Origin of the sequence: Bacteroides sp. Marseille-P8574, assembly GCF_902825465.1 — a bacterium.
Lineage (GTDB): Bacteria > Bacteroidota > Bacteroidia > Bacteroidales > Bacteroidaceae > Bacteroides > Bacteroides uniformis.
Genome location: NZ_CADEBE010000002.1, coordinates 490,203 through 516,816, shown reverse-complemented (window position 1 = coordinate 516,816; position 26,614 = coordinate 490,203). Strand labels below are relative to the sequence as shown.

Here is a 26,614-nt window from a genome sequence, read left to right as displayed (position 1 = left end):
GATATGGGAAAGACAAGCTTTAACAGGTTGAACCATAAGATAAAAAGCTGGCGCATAGGTGATTATTTCCGTCAGTTCAGTATTGTGGCTGCGGGCATCATTGTCACTTTCTGGGGAAACGACCGGATTACCGAGAACGCCCGCCAAAAGGAAGTGCGTGCTACGATGCAGCTGATAACGGAAGAGTTGGAATATAATAAGCAGGAGCTCCGTAATATAAAGCACTTGTTGGATATTGACATACACATGAGTCTGCTGTTGAAGGAACATGATATGGATGTATCCAAGATACCGACAGATACTCTGTGGAAGTATGGCAAGCTTTTCAATAATATGGATGAATTCTCTTATAGGACAGATGCGCTGGATGTGCTGAAAGGTTCTTCATTGATGCAGTATATACCGGACAAACGTATGTTGCAGGATGTATTGCAGACTTATTTTGAGTTGGGCAGGAAACAAAAGGATGTCAGTGATTACTATGCAACGAAAACAGATGCTCTTATGAGTGCTGCCATGTCCAGGGAGTTGGCGCATGTTTTTGATGGTGACGACAGTCTTCGGGACCAGGCCTTGTTTCTTGTGCAGTATAAGAAATTTATCAATTACGTCAACATGGTTCCCGGTTTTCTGTATTGGCATGAATTTGATGAATTGGATGAGATGCTGGACAAGCAAATACAGGCTTTGAGAGCCAAATATAAATAATCTCCGTTCTTTAACATCTTTTTATATTTAATTCAGCAGCATTTTCAAAAATGCTGCGTCTAACTAACAAACGACGCGAAGAGGCGTCCGTAAAACGAGCACTGACATTGGAAAATGAGATAGAACTGATTGAGGGCTGCCGGGCAGGAAAGGATTCCGCCCGAAAGGAATTATACACCCTCTACTCCAAGCAGATGCTGGCGGTATGTTACCGCTATACGGGCGATGTCGATGCGGCCCATGACGTATTGCACGATGGCTTCATCAAAATTTTCACCCACTTCACCTTCCGTGGCGAATGTGCATTGAGTACCTGGGTGACAAGGGTAATGGTGACGCAGGCGATAGACTACCTGCGGAAACAGCAACGTTTCAGCCAACTGGTGGTGAATGAGGAACAGTTGCCCGACATTCCGGATGAAGCGAGCATTGTCGAAACTGGAGGCCGTATTTCCGAAGAAATGCTGATGGCGTTCGTGGCGGAACTTCCCGATGGATGCCGTACTGTATTCAACTTATACGTCTTTGAGGAGAAATCGCACAAGGAAATAGCCGAAATTCTCCACATCAAAGAGCATTCGTCTACCTCGCAGTTGCATCGTGCTAAGTGTTTGTTGATAAAAAGAATTAAAGAATATACTGAATATGAGAGAAAATGATGAAATAACCGGTTTGTTCCGCAGTCGTCTTGCCGGCGCAGAGATGACAGTGCGGGAGGACTTCTGGGAAGGGTTGCAACGTGACTTGCCGTCACCGGTTGCCGCAAAAGGCAGGAGGCCGCTTTTTCTTTCTCCGAGGTTTCACCGCGTAGCCGCAGCCGCCTCTGTTGTATTTGTACTGGGAGCTGCTTCTGCCGCTTTCTGGTATTTCTCTCCGAAAGAGGAAATCAAGGAGGCCTTTACACAAGTGGCGGCCATGACGCCGGAAGGTAACTTGAACGGGGATGTGGTGCAGGAAAGTTTTCCCTCTATCCATCAGGCCAACCCCATGGCACAAAAGCCCGGTACACAGCATCCCGCCAACGGCATTCCGGCAGGATTGACGGCGCAGGCCGATGAGGATGAATCCATGTCTGTCCATGTTTCCATCCGGATTACCCAACGGGTGTACGGAAACCAGCAGCAGCCGGGAAACGGTTATTACAGTAACGGAACTCCGGCCGGAAACGGGAACTACCATTCAAATCCTGGCCATAAGGATGCTGATATAGATAGAATGCTGCCATCTTCTGAGGAAGAACCGGCAAAGTCTGTGGCTGTATCGCCATCTAAGCCCCGTAATTGGGCATTGAAAGCAGGCATCGGCATTTCCCTGCCGAAAGGGAATTTTCATATGCCGTTCACGGCCGGGGTAAGCGTGGAACGTCGTTTGAACAAGCATTTCTCCTTGGAAGCTGGTCTTCAGTATAATTGCTTGGATGGTGACCATACGTTGCATACGCTGGAAGTTCCGGTAAGGCTGAACATGATGCTGGCCAGTACGCCGAAAGTGGATTTCTATGCTATGGTAGGCGGAGCAGCCGAGAAATGCATTGCAGGTGCTCCGGACAATGGTTTCGGCGCAGAGCCGGTACAGTTGTCGGTTGCTGCCGGAGTAGGGGTACGCTATAAAATGAACGACCGTTTTGCCTTGTTTGCAGAGCCGTCTGTATCCCATCATTTCGATACGGACTCGCAGACAAGAACCTTGCGTACGGAACGGCCCACCAATCTGAATCTGTTGTGCGGCGTGCGCATGACTTATTAATCTTAAATACCATACAAATATGAAGACTCTATACAATAAATTACATATATTCGGGCAGACTATGCTGCTCATATTCTTTACTCTTTCTGTTCTCTCTTTGGGCTCTTGCAGCAAAGAAACGTTGGACTACAACCATCCGGATGTAGACTTGTTTGTCAAGCAGTTGAAGGCTGGTAAATATTCTACCCAAAGTCCGGATGGATTGAGTAATATGCCCAAGTTCACTTCCGAAGATATAGAGGAATTGCTGAAGTATGCCGAGGACTTGACGGTTATTCCCTCTTTCCCCTTGGCTCCGGTATCCTATTCGGCAGGTGGTAAGTTGCGTTTGGGCGAATGCATCTTGTGGACGGTAGAGACTATCCGTCTCGGGAACAACGCTTCAATGGGATGCAAGATGGTGCATACGGATGCGGAGAATTATGAAGGTATTTACTTCCTTTCGGACGAAGAGGTGCTGGATGCCGCCTCGCGCTACCGCCGTTGGTGGGAAACCCGTAAGTATCCACGGACTATGTGGACGATTGATCCCTGCTATGACGAACCACTTTGTGGCAGTGGATATATGTGGTGGTGAAATGTTTTTAGGGATTAGGGATTAAGGATTAGGTATTAAGTAATCAAACTGTCAAGTGAAGAGATTTATACTTGTAATGGGGTTGCTCTGTGCAGTAGCCTTCCCTTTTTATGCCCAAAATTGGACTTCTCAAGACTCGTTGAGGCTGAACCGGTTGCTGAAGGGAGAAGGGGAGGTGAAGCTGAATCCGGAGGTATTGAAGGAACTTGAAATGAACAGTTCCTTAGGTACTCCGAAAGCGGTGACGGACAAGTCATGGATGGATTTTGATAATTCGCTGCCCGTCATACCGAAAGTGCCCGAGAAAAAGGTTGTGCTTACCCTACGCCCTTATACGGCCAATACTAAATATAATTGGGACCCCATTTACCAGAAAAAGATTAAGGTGGACAAAGATACTTGGCGGGGAGACGAATTTTATGCACTTAAGATTCTGATGATTCCTACGAACTGGGCTAAACATCCGTTTGATGCTGGTCCGCGTGAGACGGTGGAGCAGATTGAAGCAACCGGTTTGCGTTACCGGGTGACGGAGCGGGCCAATAATATGGCTGTGGGCGGTTGGCAGGGTACCAGTGGCGGTGGAATTTCCGGTTTAGACCTGATGGCGCCTTTTACCCGTGAGTTTTGGAATTTCAAAGGTCGCAAGCGCCGTGCCCGTACGCTGGAAGTATTGAAGGCGTATGGAGATTCGATAACTGTTTTGGAACAACAGTAATTTATCACTTTTTGTCAAATTTTGAACTTTCTTTCTCCCCTTCTTGTTTTCATTAGTAAACCTTTAAAAAAAGTAATAATGAACAGAGTGACTTCTCTATTCGGAATAAGATATCCGATAATTCAAGGTGGTATGGTGTGGTGTAGCGGCTGGAGACTTGCTGCTGCTGTAAGCAATGCGGGAGGGCTGGGCTTGCTCGGCGCAGGTTCGATGCATCCCGAAACGTTGCGGGAGCATATCAGGAAATGCCGTGAGGCTACGCATCATGCTTTTGGTGTGAACATTCCCTTGATGTATCCCCAGATAGAAGAGATAATGCAGATTGTGGCCGACGAGGGAGTGAAGATTGTATTTACATCTGCCGGCAGCCCGAAGAAATGGACCGGTTGGTTGCACGAGCGTGGCATCACGGTGGTGCATGTTGTTTCGTCCTCGCGTTTTGCCGTGAAGGCTGAAGAGGCGGGTGTTGATGCAGTAGTTGCCGAAGGCTTCGAAGCCGGTGGGCACAATGGGAGGGAGGAGACTACCACCCTGTGCCTGATACCAGCTGTACGTGCAGTTACTACACTTCCGCTGATTGCCGCCGGTGGCATTGCAACGGGTGAGGCCATGCTAGCTGCCCGGGTGCTGGGTGCGGAAGGTGTGCAGATTGGTACACGCTTTGCCTTGACGGCAGAGAGTTCTGCAAACGAGGTATTTAAGGATTACTGCTTGCATTTGGAAGAAGGGGATACCCGTCTGCTTTTGAAGAAATTGGCTCCGGTGCGTCTGGTGCGCAATAACTTTCGCAGCGCCGTAGAGGCTGCTGAGGCTGTGGGAGCTTCAGAGGAAGAACTTCGTATCCTTTTAGGGCGTGGCCGTGCCAAACGTGGTATTTTTGAAGGTGACTTGGAAGAAGGGGAACTGGAAATAGGGCAGGTATCTGCCTTGCTGCATGGAAAGGGAGTGCAGTCTGTGGCGTCGGTCATGCAAGAGTTGGTGGAGGAGAGCAGAAGGGCGTGGGAGAGAATGCAGGAATTGGATTTCTGAATATTCCCTCTTCTGGTATCATATAACAATAAAAAAGGAATATTCCCGGTGATTTCGGGGATATTCCTTTTTTAGTTTCAACTTATAACCTTTTATCCTTTGGGGATATTGGTTGTGTCTTTTGCCGTATTTCCACTTGTGGCGGAATTACTTGTGCCATTGCTGCTGGCAGTGGCGCTACCGGTAGCCATATTTGTTGCACTTTTACCGGCTGTCTGCACAGCAGGTTGCTCTTCCCAATGGAACGGTTCAAAGCTACTGTTCGGGTCAACCCAGGACGGTTTCTTGGAAGCATAAATAATGAATGGGGCAATGACTACAATCAGCGCACCGATGATGAGCACGGAGAACCATACAGTGTTGCTGCCTGTTGAAATCTGGCTGGGTGGGATAAAGCTCAATACGAATGCCAGCAATGACCCGCAGAAACCAAGACCACCGATGAGCCACATCAATCCGTTGCCATTCTTGCCGATACGGAACGGACGGTTCAGCTTCTTCATCTTATAACGCAGCACGATGGCTCCGGAGAACATCAGCATATACATGATAAGATAGAGGACTACGGTCAACTGTGACAGAATCTGGTAGAAACTCTGTACGGAAGGCATGACTACGAACAGAAGGCTCAATACGGTTACTGCACCGCCTTGTACATAAAGGATGTTCTTCTGTACACCTAGCTTGTTTGTCTTTTGGAAGAACGGAGGCATGTAGCCTGCTTTTCCTACGGCAAAGATACCTTTGGACGGACCGGCAACCCATGTCAATACACCTGCCAGTACGCCGAATGCCAAAGCGATGGCAATAATCGGTGACAGCCAGGAAGCACGGATGTAATGGAAGTAGTTGTCGAAGCCTACAAGCAGACTCTGTGTCAGACTGATGTCTTTGGCCGGGATGATGATACCCAGTGAGAAAGTACCGAGTACGAAGATGATAACCGTAATGGCCGCACCGATGAACACTGCCTTCGGATAATTCTTGGAGGGATTGTTCACGTCTTTTACGTGAATACCGCCCATTTCCATACCGGCATAGAAGAGGAAGATACTGGCAGCAAGCACCACGTTGTCGAAGTTCGTCAAGTCGGGGAAGAAGCTGCTGTGGAAATCCAGGTTGGAGTGTCCGCCGGTGGCAAGGTAGATGATACCTAGGATAATCAGCAGTGCGGCAGGAATAATGGTCCCGACCAGGCCGCCGACTTTTGCCACTTTACCTACCCAGCTCATACCCTTCATGGAGATGAATGTGGCTAGCCAGTAGATGATGAGGACAACGACGAGCGAGTAATATTTGTTGTTGGCCAGTGACATGTCGTGTACGTCGTTCATGCCGATGAAAGCAATGGATACGGCACCGAATGTCAATACGGTAGGATACCAGATTGTACTTTCAATCCATTGTACCCAGATGGCAAGGAAGCCCAGCTTTTTTCCGTAGGCTTCGCCTACCCAGCGGAACACACCGCCTTGCTTGTCTTGAAACATGGCAGCCAGTTCCGCGGCGACAAGTGACGTCGGAATCAGAAAAACAATGGCTGCAAATAAGTAGTAGAAGGCCGAACTCATTCCGTACACGGCCTCGGCAGGAAGTCCACGTAGGGATACTACTGCCGTCACATTCATGATTGCCAGGGTAAATACCCCCAGCTTCACTGTTTGTTTAATATTTGCCATAAGTTAAGGTTTTAGATGAAAAATATATTCAAAATCAGCGTCTATAACAACACTTGGGAAGAGTTGTTCCCAACGGATAAGTGAAAATTCCGGTTTTAACTATTCAGGAAGCATCAGCTTTAGGCGCGGGCTTCTGTGCCGCTTTCTTGTAGAACTCTTCTTTTTCCTTATTGCGCCGTTCGACCAGGCTCGTTACATACACTGTAAAGATAGGGAACATCATCATGCCCAGCGCAGCCAGCAGTACAGACAGTACCCGTCCGGTGGGAGTGACTGCTATGATATTGGAACCTACCGTCGTCACATCCATAAATGCCCACCACAAAGCATCTCCATATCCTTTGACCAGAGGATTGGGACCATGCTCCATGACATAAAAGGCCAGGCTGGAAAAATAGACGGTGGCCAGCAGCATGGTAAGATAGGAAACGAACAGTCCCGATGCACGGTTGTACGTCAGCCAACCCACTACGATAGCCATGGCATATCCACCCCGTACTAATGGGATAAAGCGCAACATATAGGTTATTTCCGGTGAGAAAGTCCATCCCATATAGGCAATGATATTTTGGTAAGGTATGGCTACCAGTAGGAAAATGAAATGTGTGGCTACATAGTGCCCCTTCTTCTCTGCCAGAAACCATTCCAACACAAAATCAGCCAGGAACAGAGCGCATATCCACAGCTGTACTTTCATGTAGACTGACTGTTCGTAAAAGGGAATCCCCTTGAACGTGTCGACAGAGATACTGATGACTAAAAATAACGAAAGTATCAGTATGATGACATGTAATATGCCGTAAATACCTTTTTCCCGCAATACAAATTCTGATAGAGCCATTTTCATGATGAAGTCCATTATGAAGTTATGAGTTATTAGTTATAAGTTATTTGCTAATTACGATGCATATACCAACAAATAACTCATCACTTATAACTCATAACTAAAAAATCTTATTCTGTAATTGTCACGTTATCACCGTTGAACACACCCAGACCGAGCTTGTTCATGATGAACTTAATTGCCGATTGGGCCTTTACGGAATTTCCCGCTTCGTCCAGGGGAGGAGCGAAGGCCGATACCCCCATGACACCGGGCAATACGGCCATTACGCCGCCGCCCACACCGCTTTTGGCCGGTATGCCGGCGGTGTACATCCAGTCGCCTGAATGTTCGTAGAAGCCTACGGTAGAAATCATCGACGTGATTTTCGGTGCCAGGCTGGCTTCGAACACCGTTTGTTTGGTGACTGGGTTCACACCGTTATTGGCGATGGTTCCTGCGGCAATGCCCAGTTGCTGGGCCGTGATGCCGAGAGAACACTGGCGGGTATAGAGGTCGAGTGCCATATCCGGATCATCGTAGATGCGGTTGTAGTTTTTCAGCAACCAGGCAATGGAGCGGTTGTTGAAATTGGTAGCCGTTTCCGATTTGTACAGTTCGTCGATGAGTTGCGGGGCAGAGCCGCATAGCTCGGTAATGTTCTGTACAATGGCATCCCATTTCTTGTCGGAGTTTCCTACTGGCTGCACCATGGAACAGGCTGAAATGGCACCGGCATTTACTAACGGAGTGGAAGGGTGGTCGTTTTCCAGCAAAATGGCGATGATGGAGTTGAACGGTAGTCCCGTGGCATCGGCACCTATCATGTCCAGCACTTTCTGTGCGCCGTATTGGCGCAGGATAAGGATGGCTGTGTGTACCTTCGAGACGGACTCTATACCGAAACGATAGTCTGTATCGCCTATATTGATGGTCTGCCCGTTCATCAGGCAGATGCTGAGTCCGAACAGTTTGGTGTCTATGTTGGCAAGGTAGGGGATATAATCCGCATTCTTGCCTCCCGTACTGCCCTTCACCTCGTTGTAGGCTTCTTGGGCAACCTCCTTTATTTGTGAAATTGATATTTTCTTTTCCATATTAGCTGTTACTTTTTATGTGTACGGCATCCGTGATTGAATATTTTGGCTTCCACCGGCAGGTTCTTTTCCTGCGCCATACGGGTGGGAGTCGGGTAGTCCAGTTTCTCCAGCTCCGTGATGGCATTCTTGATGTCACCCAGCAGCATGTCTGCCATGTCGCGGCTGAATCCTTGGCGAACAACGACACGCATTACGACATAGTCTTCCAGCTTTGAAGGCAGAGTATAGGCGGGTACCATCCAACCGTGTTGTGACAGCTTGTCCTGCAGGTCATAGAGAGTCCATTTGGCAGCTTTTGCATATTCCGGTTTCAAGTACCAGATGAACAGCGGGTTCACAACTTCGTCGGAATAGTTTACGAACGGAGCCATCTTGCCGATTTCGTCATGGATATACTTGGCGATGGTCAGGGAGTTGTACTGTACTTCCTTGTAACCCTGGAATCCCAAACGGATGAACTGGTAATATTGACCCAGAATCTGTGCGGCAGGACGGGAGAAGTTCAGGCCTACCTGAGTAATGTTGGCACCGAGGTAGTTTACGCTGAATGACATTTCTTCGGGCAGATATTCCTTGCCTTTCCAGCAAACCCAACCCAGCCCCGGATAAACCAGGCCGAATTTATGTCCGCTGACGCTGATGGAGAGTACCCACTTCAGACGGAAGTCCCACTTCTTTTCGGGATAGAGGAACGGGAGGATGAAACCGCCGCTGGCGGCATCCACGTGGATAGGAATGTCGTAGCCGGTCTTTGCATTGTAGGCATCGAGGGCTTTGTCGAGGGCTTCGACGTCATCGTTCAGTCCTGTCCATGTAACACCTTGGATAGGCACGATACAGATGGTGTTCTCATCACACATCTTCAAGGCTTCTTCGGGGTCGAGCGTGGTCTTGTCGAGTGTCAAAGGCACTTCACGCATTTCAATCTGCCACAATTGGGCGAATTTTTCCCATACCACCTGGAAACCGGTTGAAATAACGAAGTTGGGTTTGTCGAACGGTTTGCCTTGTGCTTGACGTTTCTTGCGCCAGCGCAACCAGGCTGCCACACCACCCAGCATACATGCCTCCGAGGAACCGATAGCAAGTGCGCCGGTTTTCCAGGTTTCTTTTTCAGGAGAGTTCCAGAGGTTGGCCACGATGTTGATACATTTACCGTTCATTACGGCGATGCGCGGATATTCGGTCTCGTCGATGTAGTTGATGTTGATGGCTTCGTTCATCAGCTTGGTGGCATATTCGTCCATATAGGTAGTGACGAATGTAGCCAGATTCAAGCGAGGCTGCGTTTGGGCGAAGGTCTCGTCTTTCACCATCTGATAGGCGATTTCCGGGGTAGTAGGTCCGTCGGGAATCTTTTCTACGGGTGAGGGTTGTAACATACGGTTTGAGCCGAATACTTCAGTTTTTGCATCTCCTTTTCTGAAATTCAAATCTTCCATATTAATAAGTTTTTTAAAGGTTTAGGCGGCGGGGCTTTTCCCCGTCGAATATCCCACAACAACGGGGTTTGCGGATGAAAGTTCCGGGGTTTTGCATTATTTGGCGTTTATTAAAGGGCAGCGTAGTAAAATCTTAAAAAACGAACATTCTGAAGGTGGGTTTGTTGTTCCCACATTATTCATTTAATTAATATACTACTATATGAAAATCAATACCGGAAGGGGTACAATCCCCCTAATCACGCTTGTCGGCATTTGGTCTGTCTCTGCATTGACTTCCTTGCCGGGGTTGGCCGTGTCACCTATTTTGGGACAGCTTACCACCATTTTTCCACATGCCACGGAATTGGATATACAGATGCTTACCTCCCTGCCTTCGCTGCTGATAATTCCTTTTGTGCTGTTGGCGGGCAAGCTGGCCGAGAAACGTGACTTTGTGCGTCTGCTGAAAGCGGGACTTTGGATGTTTGCCGCCAGTGGGGTACTTTATCTTTTTTCGGACAAAATGTGGCAGTTGATGGTGGTCAGCGCTTTGCTTGGCATCGGTTCGGGGGTGATTATTCCGTTGTCCACCGGTCTGGTTTCACGCTATTTCACGGGGGAATATCGGGTGAAGCAGTTTGGTTACAGTTCTGCCATCACCAATGTGACGCTGGTTGTGGCAACGGCGGTGACTGGGTATCTGGCAGAGGTAAACTGGCACTTGCCTTTCGTGGTATATCTGCTTCCGTTGGTTTCTCTGCTGCTTGTCGGATATTTGAAGGGGGATACCGGTCAGCCGCAGATAGCAGAAGATACGGCTGCCGTTGTTCCGGAGGAATCCAAGCGTGCGGTTCCCGGTAAATACGGCATCCATATCCGCCATCTGCTACAGTTGATGCTGTTTTATGGCGTCACTACGTATATAGTGCTGGCGGTTACTTTTGACTTGCCTTTTTTGATGGAGGCCCATCACTTCTCCAGCGGAAATTCCGGATTGATGATCTCCTTATTCTTCCTTGCCATTATGGCTCCGGGTTTCTTCCTGGGGCATATCGTGAAGTGGATGGGGAAACACACAAAGTTCTACAGCCTTTTGTCCATTGCAGTGGGTTTGCTCTTGATATGGATTTCGCCTAAAGAATGGCTGATAATATCGGGATGTATGTTGGTTGGTTTGGGATATGGTGTCATTCAACCGCTGATTTATGACGAGACAGTAGATACGGCCATACCGGAAAAAACAACTTTGGCACTGGCTTTTGTAATGGTGATGAATTATCTGGCGATTCTATTGTCCCCGTTCATTACAGATTTCTTTCAGACCTTGTTCCACACTAATTCCAGGGAATTTCCGTTTATTTTCAACCTCTGCATCACACTGCTCGCTATGTGGTGGGAGTATGCGAGGAAGAAGGATTCTTTGTTGGGGAGGAGTTATGAGTGATTTGTTGGTAATTGTGCTGCGCTATCATGCTGAAAGAAAAACACCAACAAATCACTCATCACTTATCACTCAATGGCTTCATATTTCAGCCCGAAGACGTCGGCTACAGCTTTGTATGTTACTTTGCCTTCCACTACGTTCAATCCCTGCGCCAGAGCCGGGTCGTCCTTGCAGGCTTGTCTCCAGCCTTTGCATGCCAGGGCTACGGTGTAGGGCAGGGTGGCATTTGTCAGTGCCATGGTGGAGGTGAAGGGTACGGCGCCGGGGATATTGGCAACGGCGTAGTGTACAATTCCGTCCACAATGTAGGTAGGGTCGCTGTGCGTGGTGGGGTGGGAGGTTTCGAAACAACCGCCCTGGTCGATGGCTACGTCTACGAGTACCGTACCGGGTTTCATCATCTTCAGCATTTCGCTGGTGATGAGGTGTGGGGCCTTGTCACCGGGGATGAGGACGGAACCGATTACCAAGTCGATGTTCGGCAATTCCATCTTGATGTTATGGGTGGAAGAATAGAGTGTCTTTACGTTTTTCGGCATCACTTCACTCAGGTAGCGCAGGCGGGGAAGGTTGATGTCGGCAATCAGTACCTCGGCACCCATTCCGGCAGCTATCTGTGCGGCATTGGTGCCCACGATACCACCTCCAAGGATAAGTACGCGTGCGGGACGTACGCCCGTTACTCCGCCCATCAGTTTTCCCTTGCCGCCTTGTGGCTTTTCAAGGAAGCGGGCTCCTACTTGTGTAGCCATGCGTCCTGCCACCTCACTCATAGGAGTAAGTAGCGGAAGTGAGTGGTCTTCTTTTTCCACGGTTTCGTAGGCAATGCAGACGGCACCGCTTTCAATCATGGCTTCGGTTAGTAATTTATCGGCTGCAAAGTGGAAATAGGTGAATACCACTTGTCCCTTTTTAATCAGTTTGTACTCCGGTGCAATAGGTTCCTTTACCTTGACAATCATGTCGGCTGCGGCATACGTGTCTTCAATGGTCGGTAAAGTCTTTGCACCTACGGCGATGTAGTCATCGTCGGAGAAACCGCTGTTTACGCCTGCTGTGGCCTGCACATACACCGTATGACCTTTTTTCACCAATTCGGCTACTCCGGCAGGGGTCATTCCCACGCGGTTCTCGTTGTTCTTGATTTCTTTAGGTACTCCGATAATCATAACCTTAAAGTTTTAATTGGGGGGTTAAACATGGCGCAATATAGCGATTTCCCGGCTTGGGTGTTATCGGTGCATCTATGTTCTTCAACAGAATTTTTATGCATGTTTTAATCAATGATAATTGTAGCTTTCTGTAGGTAGAGAGAACTATTCTTTTTATATTTGCATGCATTTAAAATAATATTGACTGTACAAAATATGAAATATTCTATATTTTTCTCTCTTTTGTTCTTTATTGGTAGTGTGCAAAGCGGCTATGCCCAAGAAACCGATACAGACAAGCCTTCCTTCATCCCGCCTTTTGATTTTCCCATCACTTTCTCCGGTAACTTCGGCGAGATACGTGCCAACCATTTTCATGGCGGACTGGATTTCAAGACAGGTGGCACCATAGGCAAGCCGGTACGCGCTCTGGCAGACGGATATATTTCGCGTATCCGCGTCACCCACGGCTCAGGTTATGTGCTCGATGTAACTTATGACAACGGCTATTCGACGATAAACCGCCATTTGAGTGCTTTTGTGGGTGACATTGCCCGTCGGATAGAAGATTTACAATATGAAAAAGAAAGCTGGGAGGTGGAAATAACTCCCGACCCCGATGAATATCCCGTGAAGGCCGGTCAGATAATAGCTTTAAGCGGAAACACCGGTTACTCTTTCGGTCCGCACCTGCATCTGGATATGATAGAGACGGCTACGGACGAATATATAGACCCGTTGCCTTTCTTCATGAACAAGGTGAAAGACAAGACTGCCCCGCGTGCCGAAGGTATCATGCTGTTTCCACAGCCGGGAAAAGGAGTGGTGGAGGGCAAGCAGACGCGACGGGCTTTTCCGGCACATCCAACAAAACCCATTACCGCCTGGGGACTGATTGGTGCAGGTATCCGTGCCTACGACTATATGGACGGAGTGCAGAATAAATATGGCGTGAAGGCGGTGATTCTCGAAGTGGACGGCGAGGAAGTCTTCCGCAGTACGGTAGATCGCTTTGCCTATGAGGAGAACCGCTATATCAATTCGTGGACACACGGCCAGTACATGAAGTCTTTCATAGAGCCGGGCAACCACTTGCGCATGCTACAGGCATCCAACGGCAATCGCGGACTGGTGGACATCAACGAAGAACACCCTTACCGGTTTGTCTATACGCTGAGAGATGCGCTGGGAAATATCTCCAAGGTCCGCTTCACAGTGCAGGGACAGAAGACGATAATTGCTCCGGTGGAACATCGTGAGAAATACGCCCTCAAATGGGATAAGGTGAACTATCTGCAGGAGCCGGGGCTGGAGTTGGTTATCCCGAAAGGAATGCTCTACGATGACGTCTTGCTGAACTACTCCGTGCGGGCTGATAGTGGCGACATCGCTTTCACCTATCAATTGAACGATACCCGTATTCCTATGCACGGTGCCTGCGATTTGCGTATCGGCTTGCGCCGGCGTCCGGTAGAGGATATGACCAAATATTATGTGGCGGGCGTAACGGCGCGCGGTGGAAAATACCGCATCGGCGGTAAGTATGAGGATGGTGTCATGAAAGTGCGTATACGGGATTTGGGGACTTATACCGTAGCGGTGGATACGGTTCCGCCGGTGATAACTCCCGTAAACCAAGCCCAATGGGGACGTACGGGAAAAATCATCTTCAAGGCCAAGGACAAGGAAACCGGCATCAATACCTATCGGGGTACGATTGACGGGAAGTATGCCTTGTTTGGAAAGCCCAATTCCATCAGCGGTAACCTGGTGTGCGAGCTCGACCCGAAACATGTGGAGAAAGGCGGCAAGCACGTGGTGGAGATGACGGTGACGGATGGCTGTGGCAACCGTACCACCGAACAGTTTGATTTTGTATGGTAAAGACTGAAATATTTAGTAACATTATAATTTAGAAGTATGAAAAGTAAAAGACTGACTCTTTCCGTCTTGTTTGTTGTGGCAGCCGTGGCGAATGCGCTGGCCTGCACCAATCTTATCGTGGGCAAGAACGCTTCTGCGGATGGTTCTACCATTGTTTCCTATTCTGCCGATTCTTATGGTTTGTTCGGCGAGTTGTATCATTATTCTGCCGGTATGCACAAGAAAGGTACGCTGATTGACATACACGAGTGGGACACCGGCAAATACCTTGGGCAGATAGAGCAGGCGCGTCAGACGTACAATGTCATCGGCAATATGAACGAATTCCAGCTCACTATCGGTGAAACGACATTCGGCGGACGCCCCGAACTGGTAGACACTACCGGTATTATCGACTACGGTAGCTTGATTTATCTCGGACTGCAACGTTCACGCACTGCTCGCGAGGCTATCAAGGTGATGACGGAATTGGTGCAGGAATATGGCTATTACAGTAGTGGAGAATCCTTCACCATTGCCGACCCCAACGAGATATGGATTATGGAGATGATTGGCAAGGGACCCGGTGTGCGCGGTGCCGTATGGGTAGCTGTCCGCGTGCCCGATGATTGTATCTCCGCACATGCCAATCAGAGCCGCATTCATCAGTTCAATATGAATGACAAGGAAAACTGCATGTACTCTGCCGACGTCATCTCTTTTGCACGCGAGAAGGGCTATTTTGACGGTGTGAACAAGGATTTCAGCTTTGCCGATGCCTACGCTCCGCTCGATTTCGGTGCCCGTCGCTATTGCGAGGCACGCGTATGGAGCTATTTTAATATGTTTACCGACCGCGGCAACGAGTTCCTGCCTTATATATTGGGTGAGACGGACACTCCGATGCCTCTGTTTGTGAAGCCCAACCGCAAGGTTTCCGTGCAGGATGTGAAGAACGCCATGCGCGACCATTATGAAGGTACTCCTCTCGACATCAGCAAAGATTTCGGCGCAGGCCCGTATCATACCCCGTACCGCCTTTCTCCACTCTCTTTCAAGGTGGGTGACCAGGAATACTTCAATGAGCGTCCCATCTCCACCCAGCAGAGCGGTTTCGTATTCGTGGCACAGATGCGTTCCGAGTTGCCCGACCCTATCGGTGGAGTATTGTGGTTCGGCACGGATGATGCCAATATGACGGTATTTACACCTGTATACTGCTGTACGGACAAGGTTCCCGTATGCTACACCCGTGTGGACGGCGCCGATTACATCACTTTCTCCTGGAACTCCGCTTTCTGGATTTTCAACTGGGTGGCCAATATGGTTTATCCCCGTTATGACTTGATGATGGGCGACGTGCGTGCCACTCAGACAGAGTTGGAGACAACCTTCAACGAAGCGCAGGAAGGCGTTGAGGCTGCTGCTGCCAAACTGCTGGAAAAAGATCCTGCCAAAGCAAAGGCATTTCTTACCAACTATACGAACATGACCGCTCAAAGTACCTTCGATACTTGGAAACGTCTTGGCGAGTTTCTTGTCGTAAAGTATAATGACGGCGTTGTCAAACGTATGAAAAACGGTCAATTCGAACGTAATTCCATTGGCCAGCCGGCAGGCGTAATCCGCCCGGGATACCCGAAGGAGTTCCTTGAAGAGTATGTTAAGCAGACGGGAGACAGATATAAAATGCCTGAATAAAATTAGGATATTTGAACTTATTCTTCTACATTTGTGTCTTACAAAAAAGTTTATATTAACCCTTAAAATAATAACAGTCTTATGGAAAATCAGGAACTGATTAAGCAGGTGACTGAGAAAGCCGAAAAATGGCTTACCCCGGCATATGATGCCGAAACTCAGGCAGAAGTGAAACGCATGTTGGAAAATCCAGATAAAACCGAATTGATAGACAGTTTTTACAAAGACCTGGAGTTTGGAACGGGTGGTCTGCGTGGCATCATGGGTGCCGGTACAAACCGCATGAACATCTACACCGTAGGTGCCGCAACGCAGGGCTTGTCCAACTATCTGAACAAATGTTTTGCCGGAAAGAAGGATATTTCCGTTGTTGTGGGGCACGACTGCCGCAACAATAGCGACAAGTTCGCAAAGATTTCTGCCGACATCTTCTCTGCAAACGGCATCAAGGTATATCTTTTTGATGACCTTCGTCCTACGCCCGAAGTTTCATTTGCCATTCGCCACTTCGGTTGCCAGAGCGGTATCAACATTACAGCCAGCCACAACCCCAGAGAATACAACGGCTACAAGGCTTATTGGGATGACGGTGCGCAGGTGCTCGCTCCGCACGATACAGCCATCATAGACGAGGTGAATAAGGTGACGGTGACCGACATCAAGTTCAACGGCAACAAGGACTTGATTCAGATTATCGGCAAGGAAGTGGATAAGGTTTATCTGGACATGGTTCACTCCATCTCCATTGACCCCGAAGTCATCCGTCGCCAGAAAGACCTCAGCATTGTGTATACTCCGCTTCATGGCGCAGGCCGCGTGCTCATTCCGGACTCATTGAAGGAGTGGGGATTTGAGAATATCAACTGCGTGCCCGAACAGATGGTGAAGGACGGCAATTTCCCGACGGTGGTTTCTCCGAATCCCGAAAATGCCGAAGCCCTTTCCATGGCCATTGCGCTGGCCAAGAAGATTGACGCTGACATCGTGATGGCAAGTGACCCGGATGCCGACCGTGTCGGTATGGCCTGCAAGGACGATAAGGGCGAGTGGGTGCTTATTAATGGTAACCAGACTTGTCTCATTTTCTTGTACTACATCATCAAGAACCGTATTGCAATGGGCAAGATGCAGCCGAATGACTTCATCGTGAAGACCATCGTGACCACTGAACTCATCAAGGCTGTGGCAGATAAGAACAAGATTGAAATGCGCGATTGCTATACCGGCTTCAAGTGGATTGCCCGCGAAATCCGTCTGAGCGAAGGCAAGCAGCAGTATATCGGTGGTGGTGAAGAAAGCTATGGCTTCCTGGCCGAAGACTTTGTCCGTGATAAAGATGCGGTTTCTGCCTGCTCCTTGCTGGCCGAAATCTGTGCTTGGGCCAAAGACCAGGGCAAGACACTCTATGACGTATTGATGGAAATCTATGTAGAATACGGATTCTCAAAGGAAACCACCGTGAACGTGGTGAAACCCGGTAAGAGCGGTGCCGAAGAAATCAAGGCGATGATGGATAACTTCCGCGCCAATCCTCCGAAGGAAATCGGCGGTTCGGCTGTCAGCCTGATTAAGGATTACAAGACATTGGAGGCTACCGATGTCCGGGGTAATGTAAGCAAGCTGGATATGCCAGAGACTTCCAATGTACTTCAATATTTCACTGTAGACGGCACGAAGATTTCTGTCCGTCCTTCCGGTACGGAACCGAAGATTAAGTTCTATATCGAGGTGAAGGGCGAGATGGGTTGTCCGAAATGCTATGCCGGCGCTGATGCCGAAGCTGAAAAGAAAGTGGAGGCAGTGCGCAAGTCACTCGGCATTTGATAGGAAAGAGGAAAAAATGTGTATATAGTGTTTGGAGAGGCGTAACCCGTGAGGGCTGCGCCTTTTCTTTTTGCTTCTGTGTTGAAAGAAAACTTAAATAAAGACTTAAAGCCGATGGTTGATGAACAAAACGTTTGCAGGGAAGTTTAGTATATGCAGATTGCGGTTACACACCGATTGGTTGATGTGAATGAGAGTCGTTTCATTCGTAGTTGTTCGTTTGTGAGTGTGTGTTTTCCGCAATTTGCTTTTTTAAATTTCTTCCCCCCTCTTTTTAATTCTTTAATTTTTAATTGTTCTCCATCCACCAGTCTATCAGCCTTCTTGCGATACTCAGCTTTCGTGGTATTTCGGGCAGGTTGTCTTTGGAATAGAAGGCGGCAGCGGTCAGCTCATCTTCCTGCAGTTTTATCTCTCCGCTTTCGTAGTCGGCAATGAAACCCACCATCAATCCGCTGGGGTAGGGCCAGGGCTGGTTGCTGAAGTAGGTGATGTTCTTTACCTTCAGCCCCGTTTCCTCAAAAACTTCCCGTTCCACACATTCTTCCAGTGTTTCGCCGGCTTCGAGGAAACCTGCCACCAGTCCGTAGAAGGTCCCGCGGAAATTGCGTGCATGCACCAGCAGGATTTCGTTTCCTTTGCGTATTAGTACGATGATGGCGGTGGAAACGGGAGGGTACATCTCATTGCCGCAGTTGGGACACTTCTTCATGATGGGGGTCTGGTGCTCCATGGCGGTGCCACACACGGGGCAGAAGCGGCTGTGCTCGTCCCAATAGAGTATCTGGAAGGCCTTTCCTGCGGAACGGTATTCGTCCGGGGTGATGTAGTCGTACGATGCGCGCAGGCCTATCATTACCCATTCGTCGCTCTCGGTCACAGGCTGTTTCAGGGCAAATGCACGTACTTGCTTGCCGTTGGGGGGGAACACTTCGTGTATATTACTTCCGGCTTCCGGTGTCAGAGGAGGCTCTATACTGACGGGTACGCTGTATTTTATTTCTCCTTTGTCTGTATATCCTTTTTTCAGTAGCAGTTGGTCTTTGAAGAAGACGAACCACTGCGTGGAGGGTTGGGGTTCTGTTGATTTTTCCATTGTTTGTTGTTTTATTATTTGGGGGGATGAACACGAAAATACCAAGGCACAGAGATTCTTTTCAAAGAGATAAAGCATTAATTTCTATGTCTTTGTGTCTCTGTGTTCGCCCCCCTAAATTTCGTTTGCTGTGTCTTTTTCTTGCCGCACATAGACCGTTGACCTTCCCATTCCGCGGCGGCGCAGGAACCCTTGCCGGATGAATTTGTTCAGCTCGTCTATGGCGGCATGTCTGGTTAGTCCGCTCAATTGGATGTATTCGTTCTTGTTGATACATACATTCTGCTTGAGGAACAGTTTCAGTTCGGCTTTTCTTGTTTCTTCGGTGGTCTCTACTACTTTTTTCGATTTCTTGGTAGTGGAGTGTACACGTTCCAACGTCATTTTCTTCTTGATGTTGTTGCGGAACGTGCTGCTGATGCGCAGGTGTACGTTTTGGAATTGGACGGATTCGGAGCGGATTTTCTTTTTCTCGTCGTCGGTCTCGCGCAAGCATTTCAGTGAAGTGCTGAAGAATCCGAGTTCTCCCAGCTCCACGATGTTTCCGTTGGCCAGCAAATCGCACAACTCGTCAATGCAGGCATCCAATGCTGCCCCTATCACATTCTTGGGCAGATGTTGGAAAGTTGCGATATGTTCCACAAACTCCTTTTGGGTATAAGTCCTTTTCGGGCAGATACGTGCATGGAGTGATTTCTTGTCTTCTTTCCCGTCGGGCGAAGGCGTTTCGTAAAGGTCGTAATACGCGCTCATAAGATATTTATTTTTGTTTATAGCGATAAACAGTTCTCGTCGCTTCGGGGAATTATTTTTGTCGCTAAGCGGATAATTTTCTTCTTCCTAAAAACTAATCGTCCGACAACTGTTGCATTATCGTCCAACAGTTGTTTAATTATCGTCCGACAGCTGTCGGACGAAACAGAAATGGGTATGGGACGATTATTTCTTAGTGAACAAAGGTATAAAATATTGTGATACGAAGGGTAGTGTTTGGGGAGGAAAGTTTTAGTTTTCGGCAAAAGAGGGGGGATTGTTAAATCCCCAATAATAGGGACTGACCCGATGAAGGACTGGTCACTTACCTGGGGACAATTTGTCTCCAGGTAGAAATGGTAATAGATATAGGAAATGAAAGCAAATCACAACGTGTGTATGCGTGTCTGTGTGTATTTGTTTTCCAAAGATAGTGAATCTTAATAAGACTCTCTCTGATTTCCCTACTATTTTGTATCTTTACACACTTTTCTTTATACATGAGTACTGACTATAAATAAATCATATTGTGGAAATAACCCAACGCATTCGTCTCCTCCTTTCCGAAATGAACCGGGGAGTATACGAAAAAGAAACTGAAATAAACCTCTCCCTGCTGGCAGCTCTGGCAGGCGAGAGCATCCTGCTCCTGGGACCTCCGGGAGTAGCCAAGTCAATGGTAGCCAGGCGGCTAAAGTCGGCTTTTACAGATGCCCGTGCCTTCGAATACCTGATGTCCCGCTTCTCTACGCCCGACGAGATTTTCGGTCCTGTCAGCATTAGCCGACTGAAAGAATCCGACAAGTATGAACGTGCCATCGACGGCTATCTGCCCACAGCCGATGTCGTGTTTCTGGACGAAATATGGAAAGCAGGCCCTGCCATACAGAACACTCTGCTGACCGTCATCAACGAGAAACTTTTCCGCAATGGCGACAAGGAACTGCATCTCCCCCTCAAACTGCTCGTAGCTGCCAGCAACGAACTGCCCGCTCAAGGCGAGGGACTGGAAGCCCTATGGGACCGTTTCCTCATCCGCATTCTCTGCACCTGTGTCAAGCAGGAAGAATCTTTCTACAAAATGCTGCTGGACGATTCTGCCGACCATCCGGAAACGACTGCCTGCGAATGGCAAATCTCCGACCGCGAGTATGCCGAATGGCAAGCTGAGATACGCCGCGTAACCTTGCCTCTCGATGTTCTTTCCTGCATCACAGCCATTCGCCACGGACTGACAAGCGTAGAGATGCAAGACTCCGACCTGCGCCGCAATGTCTACGTCAGCGACCGTCGCTGGAAGAACATCGTGAAGCTGCTCAAGGCCTCCGCCTTCGTCCACGGCCGCACGGAAGTCTCCATGACCGACCTGCTTCCCGTCTACCACTGCCTATGGAGTGAGCCTGATGAGAGCGTTGCCATCCGTGGCATCGTTATCCGTGCCTTATTCGTGTCCCACACAAAACAGATTGCCGGTATCGCCTCCTCGCTGAAATCCGATTTGAAAGTCAGCCGTGTGCGCGAAGCCATCGACAAAGCCCGCCTTGCCGGCGACCGTAGGGACGATGACCTGCTGATAACGGAACACTTCTACTACCAGGTGGAGAAACATGGTACGGGCAACACCTACATCTTTATCGTGGACTACAAAAATCTGAAGGAGTACAGCGCCAAAGATGCCCCCACCTTGGGCGTAATGTATGCCGACCCCATCAATCCCAAGCGTACCATCATCCGCGCCTTTGCCGACACCAGTGCCGTGAAAGAGGAAGGCACCGAACGCGTCACCCTCTACCGCGACGACAAGCATCTCTATATCAACGGTGTGCGCTTCCCTATGCGGCGCCTGCAACGGGGTGAGGAGCAACAGCTCTGGCTGGGGAACCTCTCCATTACCGACCGCGACTATGAGACGGAACTGGACACTGCTGCCACGAATATAGACCGTCTGGTAAGAGACTTGTCCGACAATATCTTCGTTTCCGAAGAGGACAAAAAGAGTGTGGCTCAATACGTATCCACCATCCGCAAGGAGATAGCCTGGGCGCGTGTGGATATGCGGAAATTGAGGTATGGAGACGAATAATCTCCGGTAACAAATAGGATGACAGCCATGAATACCACCCGATATGACACCGCTTTCTATGTGCAGGCACTGGACCGTTTCGTAGCCACCGGAGAGTGTGCGGAGACGGACACCGAGCCCTTGTATGCCTATCTGCTCTCCGTGATGAACGACTCCATGGTCAAGGTGCAGGTGCTGGGCAATGAGGTCTGTGCACGTATCTTTTACGACACCATGATTCAGTTTATCCACTTGAATTTGGAGAAGGAGAGGTACAACCTCCGGAAAAGCCAGTCGGAACGGAATGAGATGAAACTCGTGCTGGAGTGGTCCATGGCAAAGCGGAAAGACGGCTGGCAAGCCTTGCTTCAGCAGATTTCCGACAAATACCGGGAGTACGGCTTCGACTCCCGCTTCTATCGCAGCCACTTCGGTACCGAAGGAGGATATGCGGACGATGAAGTCTGGGAGAAAATGGTGGACGACTGGGAAGACGCCTTCCAGCTGAAGATGCACGAAGAAAAGGAGAAAGAGATTGCTTTCCGCAAAGATGTCCTCGAGCGCAGGCTCCGTTCCAATCTGAAAGACATCCCCGAGTACATCCGCCAGAACCCCGTGGATAAGGACGAATTCTTCCAGACCTGGGGCATGATGAGCGGCTTGTGGAATACCGTCGACTTTGAGCGTATACGGAAAATCGTGCGCATCCAGCGCTCCTGCCCCGAGATAGTGAAAGTGGCCCACAAGATGGGGCGTATGGCAGACAACGAAGGACGTGAGCAAATCCGCGTTGCCGAGGGAAACGTCTACAAAATGGAGCACTCCTCCAAATGTGACATCCTGGGCATCAGCACCGGCAACGACCTCAATGCTCTGCTTCCCATTGAGCTTGCCCATTCCGCCGACAGTGAACTGGAAGATTTGTTCGTCTACAAATACCTTACTCGCAAGCTCCAGACCTTCCGTTATAAATCGGAAATCATGCAGCCTGCCCGGCGTATCGAAACCAAGCCCGCCCGTCCCAAAGGTCCGATGATTGTCTGTCTGGACACCTCGGGAAGCATGGCTGGCAAGCCGGAGAAGATTGCTCACTCTCTGCTGATAAAGCTCCTGGAGATAGCCGACCGTCAACGGCGGAACTGCTTTCTGATAGCCTTTTCCGTCTCCATTCATCCGATTGACGTAAGGAAAGAGCGGGCAAGGCTGCTCGAATTCTTCTCAAAGACAGCTTGCGGGGATACAGATGCCACCCGCATGTTGGAAGCCACGTTCCGCCTGCTCAAAGAAGGCAAGGAGTATATGAATGCCGATGTGCTTTGGGTCAGCGACTTCAAGATTCCTCATTCTTCACCTGCCTTTATGGAGGAGATTCGCCGTTGTCGGGAAGCCGGTACACACTTCTACGGTCTGCAGATTGGCATCACGGACAATGAGTGGGCACCATTCTTCGACCATATCTATCGGGCGGAGTATACTCCTTCGCGACAGTATTAAAAGTTGATATTTACGCCTCCCATCACCGTGGCTTTCGGCATGGGGAAGCCTGCATTGATTTCATAGCGTTGTGCCAGCAGGTTTTCGCCCTTGACGAAGACGTCGGCAAAACTGCACAGACGGTAGTTGGCACGCAGGTTCCAGAGTACGAAGCTTTCCTGCTTCTCCTTGCCCGGGGTGACTGAGGTATGAAGCCCCTTCACGTATTGTATACCGGTAGACAGGCCCCAACGTCCTTGCGTAAAGTCCGCACCGGCATAAAGTTTGTGCTCGGGAGCAGCCAGTACCGGATTCTCCATGTGCAGCCAGCTGTAGTTGGTGTTTATCTGCCAGTGGCGGTTGATGTGGTAGCCGAGGTTGGTTTCCACGCCCCAGTTCTCTATCTCTCCGGAGTTGACGTTCTTGCGCAGGGCAGGGTCTGTCATGATGATGTTGTCCCCATTGATGTAGTAGAGGTTCACCCCATAGGACATGGCCCCTCCCAAAAGCTGCCCCGTAAAGGAGAGTTCATAGTTCATCAGGCTCTCCGCTTTCAAATCGGGGTTCTGTGGAGGGAACATGTACATCTCCCGGATGGTGGGGTTACGGAATCCTTTGCTCACCATTGCTTTCAGTTCTGCCTGCCGCGGCAGATGGAAAGCCAGTCCCCCTTGGGGAATCCATTCCGTGCCTACGTGCGAATGGTGGTCTATGCGGACACCGGCGTCCAGTGAAAGCCAGCTGTTGATGTCCTGCCTGAAATCCACATAGCCTGCAAATTCATCCATCTGCTTGTCCACACCGGGGATACGGTCGCCAATCTGCTGTCCGGGTTTTGCCTCGTCGATGGCGACAACCTTGTTCCAGGACTCTCCGCCGAAGTGCTGGTAATCGAAACCTACGGTCAGGCGGTTGCCGGTGAAGAACGTGGCGCTTTGATACCACGATATGCCCAGCATCCGGTCTTTGGAGTTGAAGTGCGACTTCTGGGGCTCTCCTCCGGGGTGGTAGCCGTCATTAATCTTGTGCCGGCCCCAGTTGTAGAAGAAGCTCACGGCGCCGGAAGTGCGGTCGTAACGATTTTCCAGTGCGAAGGAGGTCATGCCGCGTGTGATGCGCGAGTCGTTGTCTATATACGGATTGTCGGCTTCGCCGGGATTGGAGGCGTTGAAGCGGGTGATGTTCACGTCGCCCCACAGCTTCCAGGTGTTGCTGAAGTCGTATCCCAATTTGGCATAGCCGCCATACTGCTCAAACTCCATGTCGTCACGGTGTCCGTCGGTACGGTTGTACGAGCCGGTCACCACGCTGCTGAAACGCCCTTTTCTTACGCGGTTGGAGACTTCCGTCTGCAGGGTGTTGTAGGAACCGTATCCTATCTGCGCATTGGTTTTCACCCCGTCCTCCTGCATCTTGCGGGTGACGATGTTGATAACCCCGCCCATTGCATTGGACCCGTAGAGGACGGAGGCGGGACCGCGCAGCACTTCCACCCGTTCGGTCATCATGCTCTGGTAGGCGTCGGCGATGGGATGTCCCATCAAGCCCATGTATTGCGGGTGTCCGTCTATCAGCACCAGCAGGCTGGTTGTAGGTCCTCCGGCTGCATTTACCCCGGCGCCTATACCGCGCAGGCTCATGCCTCCTGCGGCTCCCGTGGATACGCCGTAGCCCATGATGCCGCGGCTTGTGGTGAAAAGTCCGGGCACCTGCTCGGTCAGTGTAGGCAGGATGGAGGGCTGGTAGGTCTGTTCCAGTTGCCGACGACCCACTACGGAGATGGTCATTGGCAGGTGGCGGATGTCTGTTTCATTTCTTGTCCCGGTCACCACGACTTCATCAAGCTTGTAGCTTTTCAGCCGGAGGCTGTCGGCAGGTGCGGACAGCATACTACCCGGAAGGGCGATACTTATTAAAATTGCGATTAAAATCTTTTTATTCATCGTTTATCTATGGTTCTTTTTGCAAAGTTATACAAAAAGAAGAATCTGTATATGATTGGTAATCCTTAAAATGGACAACCAGGGTTGAAGGTAAGTCCGTTAAAGGGTTTCCTGCTTCAGCGCTTCCACAAATCGGTCTATCTCCTGCAGTTTCGCCGGGATGTCGATGCCTTGCGGACAGTGCGGGTTGCATTGGCCGCAACCGGTGCAGCGGTTGGCTTGGCGGAGACGGGGAACACTGCGGTCATAGCCTATCAGGAAGGCGCGGCGTGCCTCGCGGTAATTCTCGTCTTGGCTGTTCTGCGGCACGTTGCCCTCGTTGATGCAGCGGTTGTAGTGCAGCAGGATGGCTGGAATATCCAGCCCATAGGGGCACGGCATACAGTATTTGCAGTCGTTGCACGGCACGGTGGGGTATTGCAGCATTCGCTGGGCGGTATCTTCCAGCAGGGTAAACTCCTCTTCCGTACATGGAACAAGCGGGGAGAAGGTACGCAGGTTGTCTTGCAGATGCTCCATGTACGTCATTCCGCTCAGTACGGTCAGCACATCGGGGAAAGTACCTGCAAATCGGAAGGCCCAGGAAGCCACGCTCTCCTGCGGGCGGCGTTGTTTCAGACGTGCCATCAAGTGGTCGTTCAGGCGGGATAGGCGTCCGCCCAGCAGCGGCTCCATGATGACGGCCGGGATGTTTCGCTTCACCAGTTCGGCGTACAGATATTCGGCGTCCGTGTTGCGGGTATTCACTTCTTTGGCATGCCGCCAGTCTACGTAGTTCAGCTGGATTTGTACGAAGTCCCATTTCAGTTCGTCGTGGCGGGAGAGCAGGTAGTCGAAGACTTCGATGTCTCCATGATAGGAGAATCCGAGGTTGCGGATGCGTCCGGCTTCGCGCTCTTTCAGCAGGAAGTCCAGCATGCCGTTGTCCAGATAGCGGGAACGGAGGGCTTCCATGCCGCCCATGCCGATGCCGTGCAGCAGGAGGTAGTCGATGTAGTCCACTTGCAGGTCGCGGAAGGAGCGGTGATACATGGCAAGGGACTCTTCGCGGCTGTGCGTGCTGGGACTGAAGTTGGACAGCTTTGTGGCAAGGAAGAATTTCTCCCGTGGATGGCGTTTCAAGGCAATGCCCGTGGCGCGCTCCGACAGACCTTGCACATAGGCGGGGGAGGTGTCGAAATAGTTCACTCCGTGGGCAATGGCATAGTCTATCAGGTCGTTCACGGCTTCCTGGTCTATTTCGTCTCCATTCCCGTCGGTGCGTTTGCGGGTGGGCCATCGCATGCATCCGTATCCTAGCAGGGAAACCCGGTCGCCCGTGTTGGGATTGGTACGGTAGGTCATCTTGTCGGTTGGTATCTCGCCCAGCGCGGCCGATTCGCTCTCCCCGTTGTTCTTGTTGCCCGAACAGCCGTACAGGGCTGCTGCCGAGGCAAGCGTTCCTGCACCGGCGAGCTTGAAGAAATCGCGGCGGTTTATCTTGTTCTTGTCTTCTTTCAT

The 26,614-nt window shown here is 50.0% G+C and carries 21 protein-coding genes; 12 read left to right on the top strand and 9 right to left on the bottom strand.

The window, feature by feature from the left end; all coding sequences use genetic code 11:
- The first annotated feature begins 3 nt into the window (after positions 1-3).
- From HUX74_RS14450 to HUX74_RS14425, 6 genes are all read left to right on the top strand, one after another.
- The gene (locus HUX74_RS14450) at positions 4-708 is read left to right on the top strand and encodes a hypothetical protein (RefSeq protein WP_174646914.1); all 705 of its coding nucleotides are present in this window, start codon (positions 4-6) and stop codon (positions 706-708) included.
- 50 nt (positions 709-758) lie between these two features.
- Positions 759-1,367, top strand: a complete 609-nt coding sequence (locus tag HUX74_RS14445; RefSeq protein WP_057089514.1) for an RNA polymerase sigma factor — start codon at positions 759-761, stop codon at positions 1,365-1,367.
- Positions 1,354-2,454, top strand: a complete 1,101-nt coding sequence (locus HUX74_RS14440) for an outer membrane beta-barrel protein (RefSeq protein ID WP_174646913.1) — start codon at positions 1,354-1,356, stop codon at positions 2,452-2,454. Before HUX74_RS14445 ends, HUX74_RS14440 begins: the two co-directional genes overlap by 14 nt.
- Positions 2,455-2,473: 19 nt before the next feature.
- Positions 2,474-3,031 (top strand): DUF4943 family protein, encoded by a 558-nt coding sequence (locus HUX74_RS14435; RefSeq protein ID WP_117601267.1) that lies wholly within the window; start codon positions 2,474-2,476, stop codon positions 3,029-3,031.
- A gap of 55 nt (positions 3,032-3,086) precedes the next feature.
- Positions 3,087-3,749 (top strand): DUF4858 domain-containing protein, encoded by a 663-nt coding sequence (locus tag HUX74_RS14430; protein WP_117601266.1) that lies wholly within the window; start codon positions 3,087-3,089, stop codon positions 3,747-3,749.
- Between the two features lie 78 nt (positions 3,750-3,827).
- Positions 3,828-4,778 carry a nitronate monooxygenase family protein gene (locus HUX74_RS14425; RefSeq protein ID WP_044468020.1) on the top strand — a complete coding sequence of 317 codons (951 nt, stop codon included), beginning with the start codon at positions 3,828-3,830 and terminating at the stop codon, positions 4,776-4,778.
- Positions 4,779-4,870: 92 nt separating this feature from the next.
- On the opposite strand, the gene gadC is transcribed toward HUX74_RS14425, so the two are convergent.
- From gadC to HUX74_RS14405, 4 genes are all read right to left on the bottom strand, one after another.
- The gene (gene gadC / locus HUX74_RS14420) at positions 4,871-6,457 is read right to left on the bottom strand and encodes a putative glutamine/gamma-aminobutyrate antiporter GadC (RefSeq protein ID WP_005832260.1); all 1,587 of its coding nucleotides are present in this window, start codon (positions 6,455-6,457) and stop codon (positions 4,871-4,873) included.
- Between the two features lie 103 nt (positions 6,458-6,560).
- Positions 6,561-7,304, bottom strand: a complete 744-nt coding sequence (locus HUX74_RS14415) for a potassium channel family protein (protein ID WP_117601288.1) — start codon at positions 7,302-7,304, stop codon at positions 6,561-6,563.
- Between the two features lie 107 nt (positions 7,305-7,411).
- On the bottom strand, positions 7,412-8,377 hold the full coding sequence (glsA, locus tag HUX74_RS14410; protein ID WP_138346018.1) for a glutaminase A: 966 nt from the start codon (positions 8,375-8,377) through the stop codon (positions 7,412-7,414).
- Between the two features lie 8 nt (positions 8,378-8,385).
- Positions 8,386-9,822 (bottom strand): glutamate decarboxylase, encoded by a 1,437-nt coding sequence (locus HUX74_RS14405; RefSeq protein WP_117965802.1) that lies wholly within the window; start codon positions 9,820-9,822, stop codon positions 8,386-8,388.
- Between the two features lie 202 nt (positions 9,823-10,024).
- On the opposite strand from HUX74_RS14405, the gene HUX74_RS14400 reads away from it, so the two are divergent.
- Positions 10,025-11,248, top strand: coding sequence for an MFS transporter (locus HUX74_RS14400; protein WP_138346016.1), 1,224 nt, complete (start codon positions 10,025-10,027; stop codon positions 11,246-11,248).
- Positions 11,249-11,313: 65 nt separating this feature from the next.
- Here the strand turns inward: HUX74_RS14400 and ald are convergent, their stop codons facing one another.
- Positions 11,314-12,417 carry an alanine dehydrogenase gene (gene ald / locus HUX74_RS14395; protein ID WP_117965796.1) on the bottom strand — a complete coding sequence of 368 codons (1,104 nt, stop codon included), beginning with the start codon at positions 12,415-12,417 and terminating at the stop codon, positions 11,314-11,316.
- Between the two features lie 198 nt (positions 12,418-12,615).
- Here ald and HUX74_RS14390 point away from each other — a divergent pair, with 198 nt between their 5' ends.
- The 3 genes from HUX74_RS14390 to HUX74_RS14380 all read left to right on the top strand — a co-directional run bounded on the left by HUX74_RS14390 (position 12,616) and on the right by HUX74_RS14380 (position 17,787).
- Positions 12,616-14,283, top strand: a complete 1,668-nt coding sequence (locus HUX74_RS14390) for a M23 family metallopeptidase (protein ID WP_226791191.1) — start codon at positions 12,616-12,618, stop codon at positions 14,281-14,283.
- 36 nt (positions 14,284-14,319) lie between these two features.
- The gene (locus HUX74_RS14385) at positions 14,320-15,963 is read left to right on the top strand and encodes a C69 family dipeptidase (RefSeq protein ID WP_117965790.1); all 1,644 of its coding nucleotides are present in this window, start codon (positions 14,320-14,322) and stop codon (positions 15,961-15,963) included.
- Positions 15,964-16,044: 81 nt separating this feature from the next.
- Complete coding sequence (locus tag HUX74_RS14380) at positions 16,045-17,787, top strand: phospho-sugar mutase (RefSeq protein WP_138346014.1); 1,743 nt, start codon at positions 16,045-16,047, stop codon at positions 17,785-17,787.
- A gap of 289 nt (positions 17,788-18,076) precedes the next feature.
- Here the strand turns inward: HUX74_RS14380 and nudC are convergent, their stop codons facing one another.
- Positions 18,077-18,883: an NAD(+) diphosphatase gene (gene nudC, locus HUX74_RS14375; protein ID WP_117601257.1), complete on the bottom strand. Its 807-nt coding sequence runs from the start codon at positions 18,881-18,883 to the stop codon at positions 18,077-18,079.
- 114 nt (positions 18,884-18,997) lie between these two features.
- Positions 18,998-19,636: an HU family DNA-binding protein gene (locus tag HUX74_RS14370; protein ID WP_117601256.1), complete on the bottom strand. Its 639-nt coding sequence runs from the start codon at positions 19,634-19,636 to the stop codon at positions 18,998-19,000.
- Positions 19,637-20,165: 529 nt separating this feature from the next.
- Here HUX74_RS14370 and HUX74_RS14365 point away from each other — a divergent pair.
- Together HUX74_RS14365 and HUX74_RS14360 are read left to right on the top strand one after the other, a co-directional pair.
- Positions 20,166-21,719, top strand: coding sequence for an AAA family ATPase (locus HUX74_RS14365; protein ID WP_174646912.1), 1,554 nt, complete (start codon positions 20,166-20,168; stop codon positions 21,717-21,719).
- Between the two features lie 27 nt (positions 21,720-21,746).
- The gene (locus tag HUX74_RS14360; RefSeq protein ID WP_174646911.1) at positions 21,747-23,192 is read left to right on the top strand and encodes a hypothetical protein; all 1,446 of its coding nucleotides are present in this window, start codon (positions 21,747-21,749) and stop codon (positions 23,190-23,192) included.
- Here the strand turns inward: HUX74_RS14360 and HUX74_RS14355 are convergent.
- Together HUX74_RS14355 and HUX74_RS14350 are read right to left on the bottom strand one after the other, a co-directional pair.
- On the bottom strand, positions 23,189-25,060 hold the full coding sequence (locus tag HUX74_RS14355) for a TonB-dependent receptor (protein ID WP_370540413.1): 1,872 nt from the start codon (positions 25,058-25,060) through the stop codon (positions 23,189-23,191). The genes HUX74_RS14360 and HUX74_RS14355 overlap by 4 nt on opposite strands.
- A gap of 153 nt (positions 25,061-25,213) precedes the next feature.
- Positions 25,214-26,614 carry an aldo/keto reductase gene (locus tag HUX74_RS14350; protein WP_117601253.1) on the bottom strand — a complete coding sequence of 467 codons (1,401 nt, stop codon included), beginning with the start codon at positions 26,612-26,614 and terminating at the stop codon, positions 25,214-25,216.

Coding starts and splice junctions, on each gene's coding strand:
- HUX74_RS14450 (WP_174646914.1), top strand. CDS start 4: ATGGGAAAGACAAGCTTTAACAGGTTGAACCATAAGATAAAAAGCTGG.
- HUX74_RS14435 (WP_117601267.1), top strand. CDS start 2,474: ATGAAGACTCTATACAATAAATTACATATATTCGGGCAGACTATGCTG.
- HUX74_RS14390 (WP_226791191.1), top strand. CDS start 12,616: ATGAAATATTCTATATTTTTCTCTCTTTTGTTCTTTATTGGTAGTGTG.
- HUX74_RS14370 (WP_117601256.1), bottom strand. CDS start 19,636: ATGAGCGCGTATTACGACCTTTACGAAACGCCTTCGCCCGACGGGAAA.
- ald (WP_117965796.1), bottom strand. CDS start 12,417: ATGATTATCGGAGTACCTAAAGAAATCAAGAACAACGAGAACCGCGTG.
- glsA (WP_138346018.1), bottom strand. CDS start 8,377: ATGGAAAAGAAAATATCAATTTCACAAATAAAGGAGGTTGCCCAAGAA.
- HUX74_RS14385 (WP_117965790.1), top strand. CDS start 14,320: ATGAAAAGTAAAAGACTGACTCTTTCCGTCTTGTTTGTTGTGGCAGCC.
- HUX74_RS14355 (WP_370540413.1), bottom strand. CDS start 25,060: ATGCTGTCCGCACCTGCCGACAGCCTCCGGCTGAAAAGCTACAAGCTT.
- HUX74_RS14425 (WP_044468020.1), top strand. CDS start 3,828: ATGAACAGAGTGACTTCTCTATTCGGAATAAGATATCCGATAATTCAA.
- HUX74_RS14350 (WP_117601253.1), bottom strand. CDS start 26,614: ATGAAAGAAGACAAGAACAAGATAAACCGCCGCGATTTCTTCAAGCTC.
- HUX74_RS14440 (WP_174646913.1), top strand. CDS start 1,354: ATGAGAGAAAATGATGAAATAACCGGTTTGTTCCGCAGTCGTCTTGCC.
- HUX74_RS14415 (WP_117601288.1), bottom strand. CDS start 7,304: ATGAAAATGGCTCTATCAGAATTTGTATTGCGGGAAAAAGGTATTTAC.
- gadC (WP_005832260.1), bottom strand. CDS start 6,457: ATGGCAAATATTAAACAAACAGTGAAGCTGGGGGTATTTACCCTGGCA.
- HUX74_RS14360 (WP_174646911.1), top strand. CDS start 21,747: ATGAATACCACCCGATATGACACCGCTTTCTATGTGCAGGCACTGGAC.
- HUX74_RS14405 (WP_117965802.1), bottom strand. CDS start 9,822: ATGGAAGATTTGAATTTCAGAAAAGGAGATGCAAAAACTGAAGTATTC.
- HUX74_RS14400 (WP_138346016.1), top strand. CDS start 10,025: ATGAAAATCAATACCGGAAGGGGTACAATCCCCCTAATCACGCTTGTC.
- nudC (WP_117601257.1), bottom strand. CDS start 18,883: ATGGAAAAATCAACAGAACCCCAACCCTCCACGCAGTGGTTCGTCTTC.
- HUX74_RS14380 (WP_138346014.1), top strand. CDS start 16,045: ATGGAAAATCAGGAACTGATTAAGCAGGTGACTGAGAAAGCCGAAAAA.
- HUX74_RS14445 (WP_057089514.1), top strand. CDS start 759: ATGCTGCGTCTAACTAACAAACGACGCGAAGAGGCGTCCGTAAAACGA.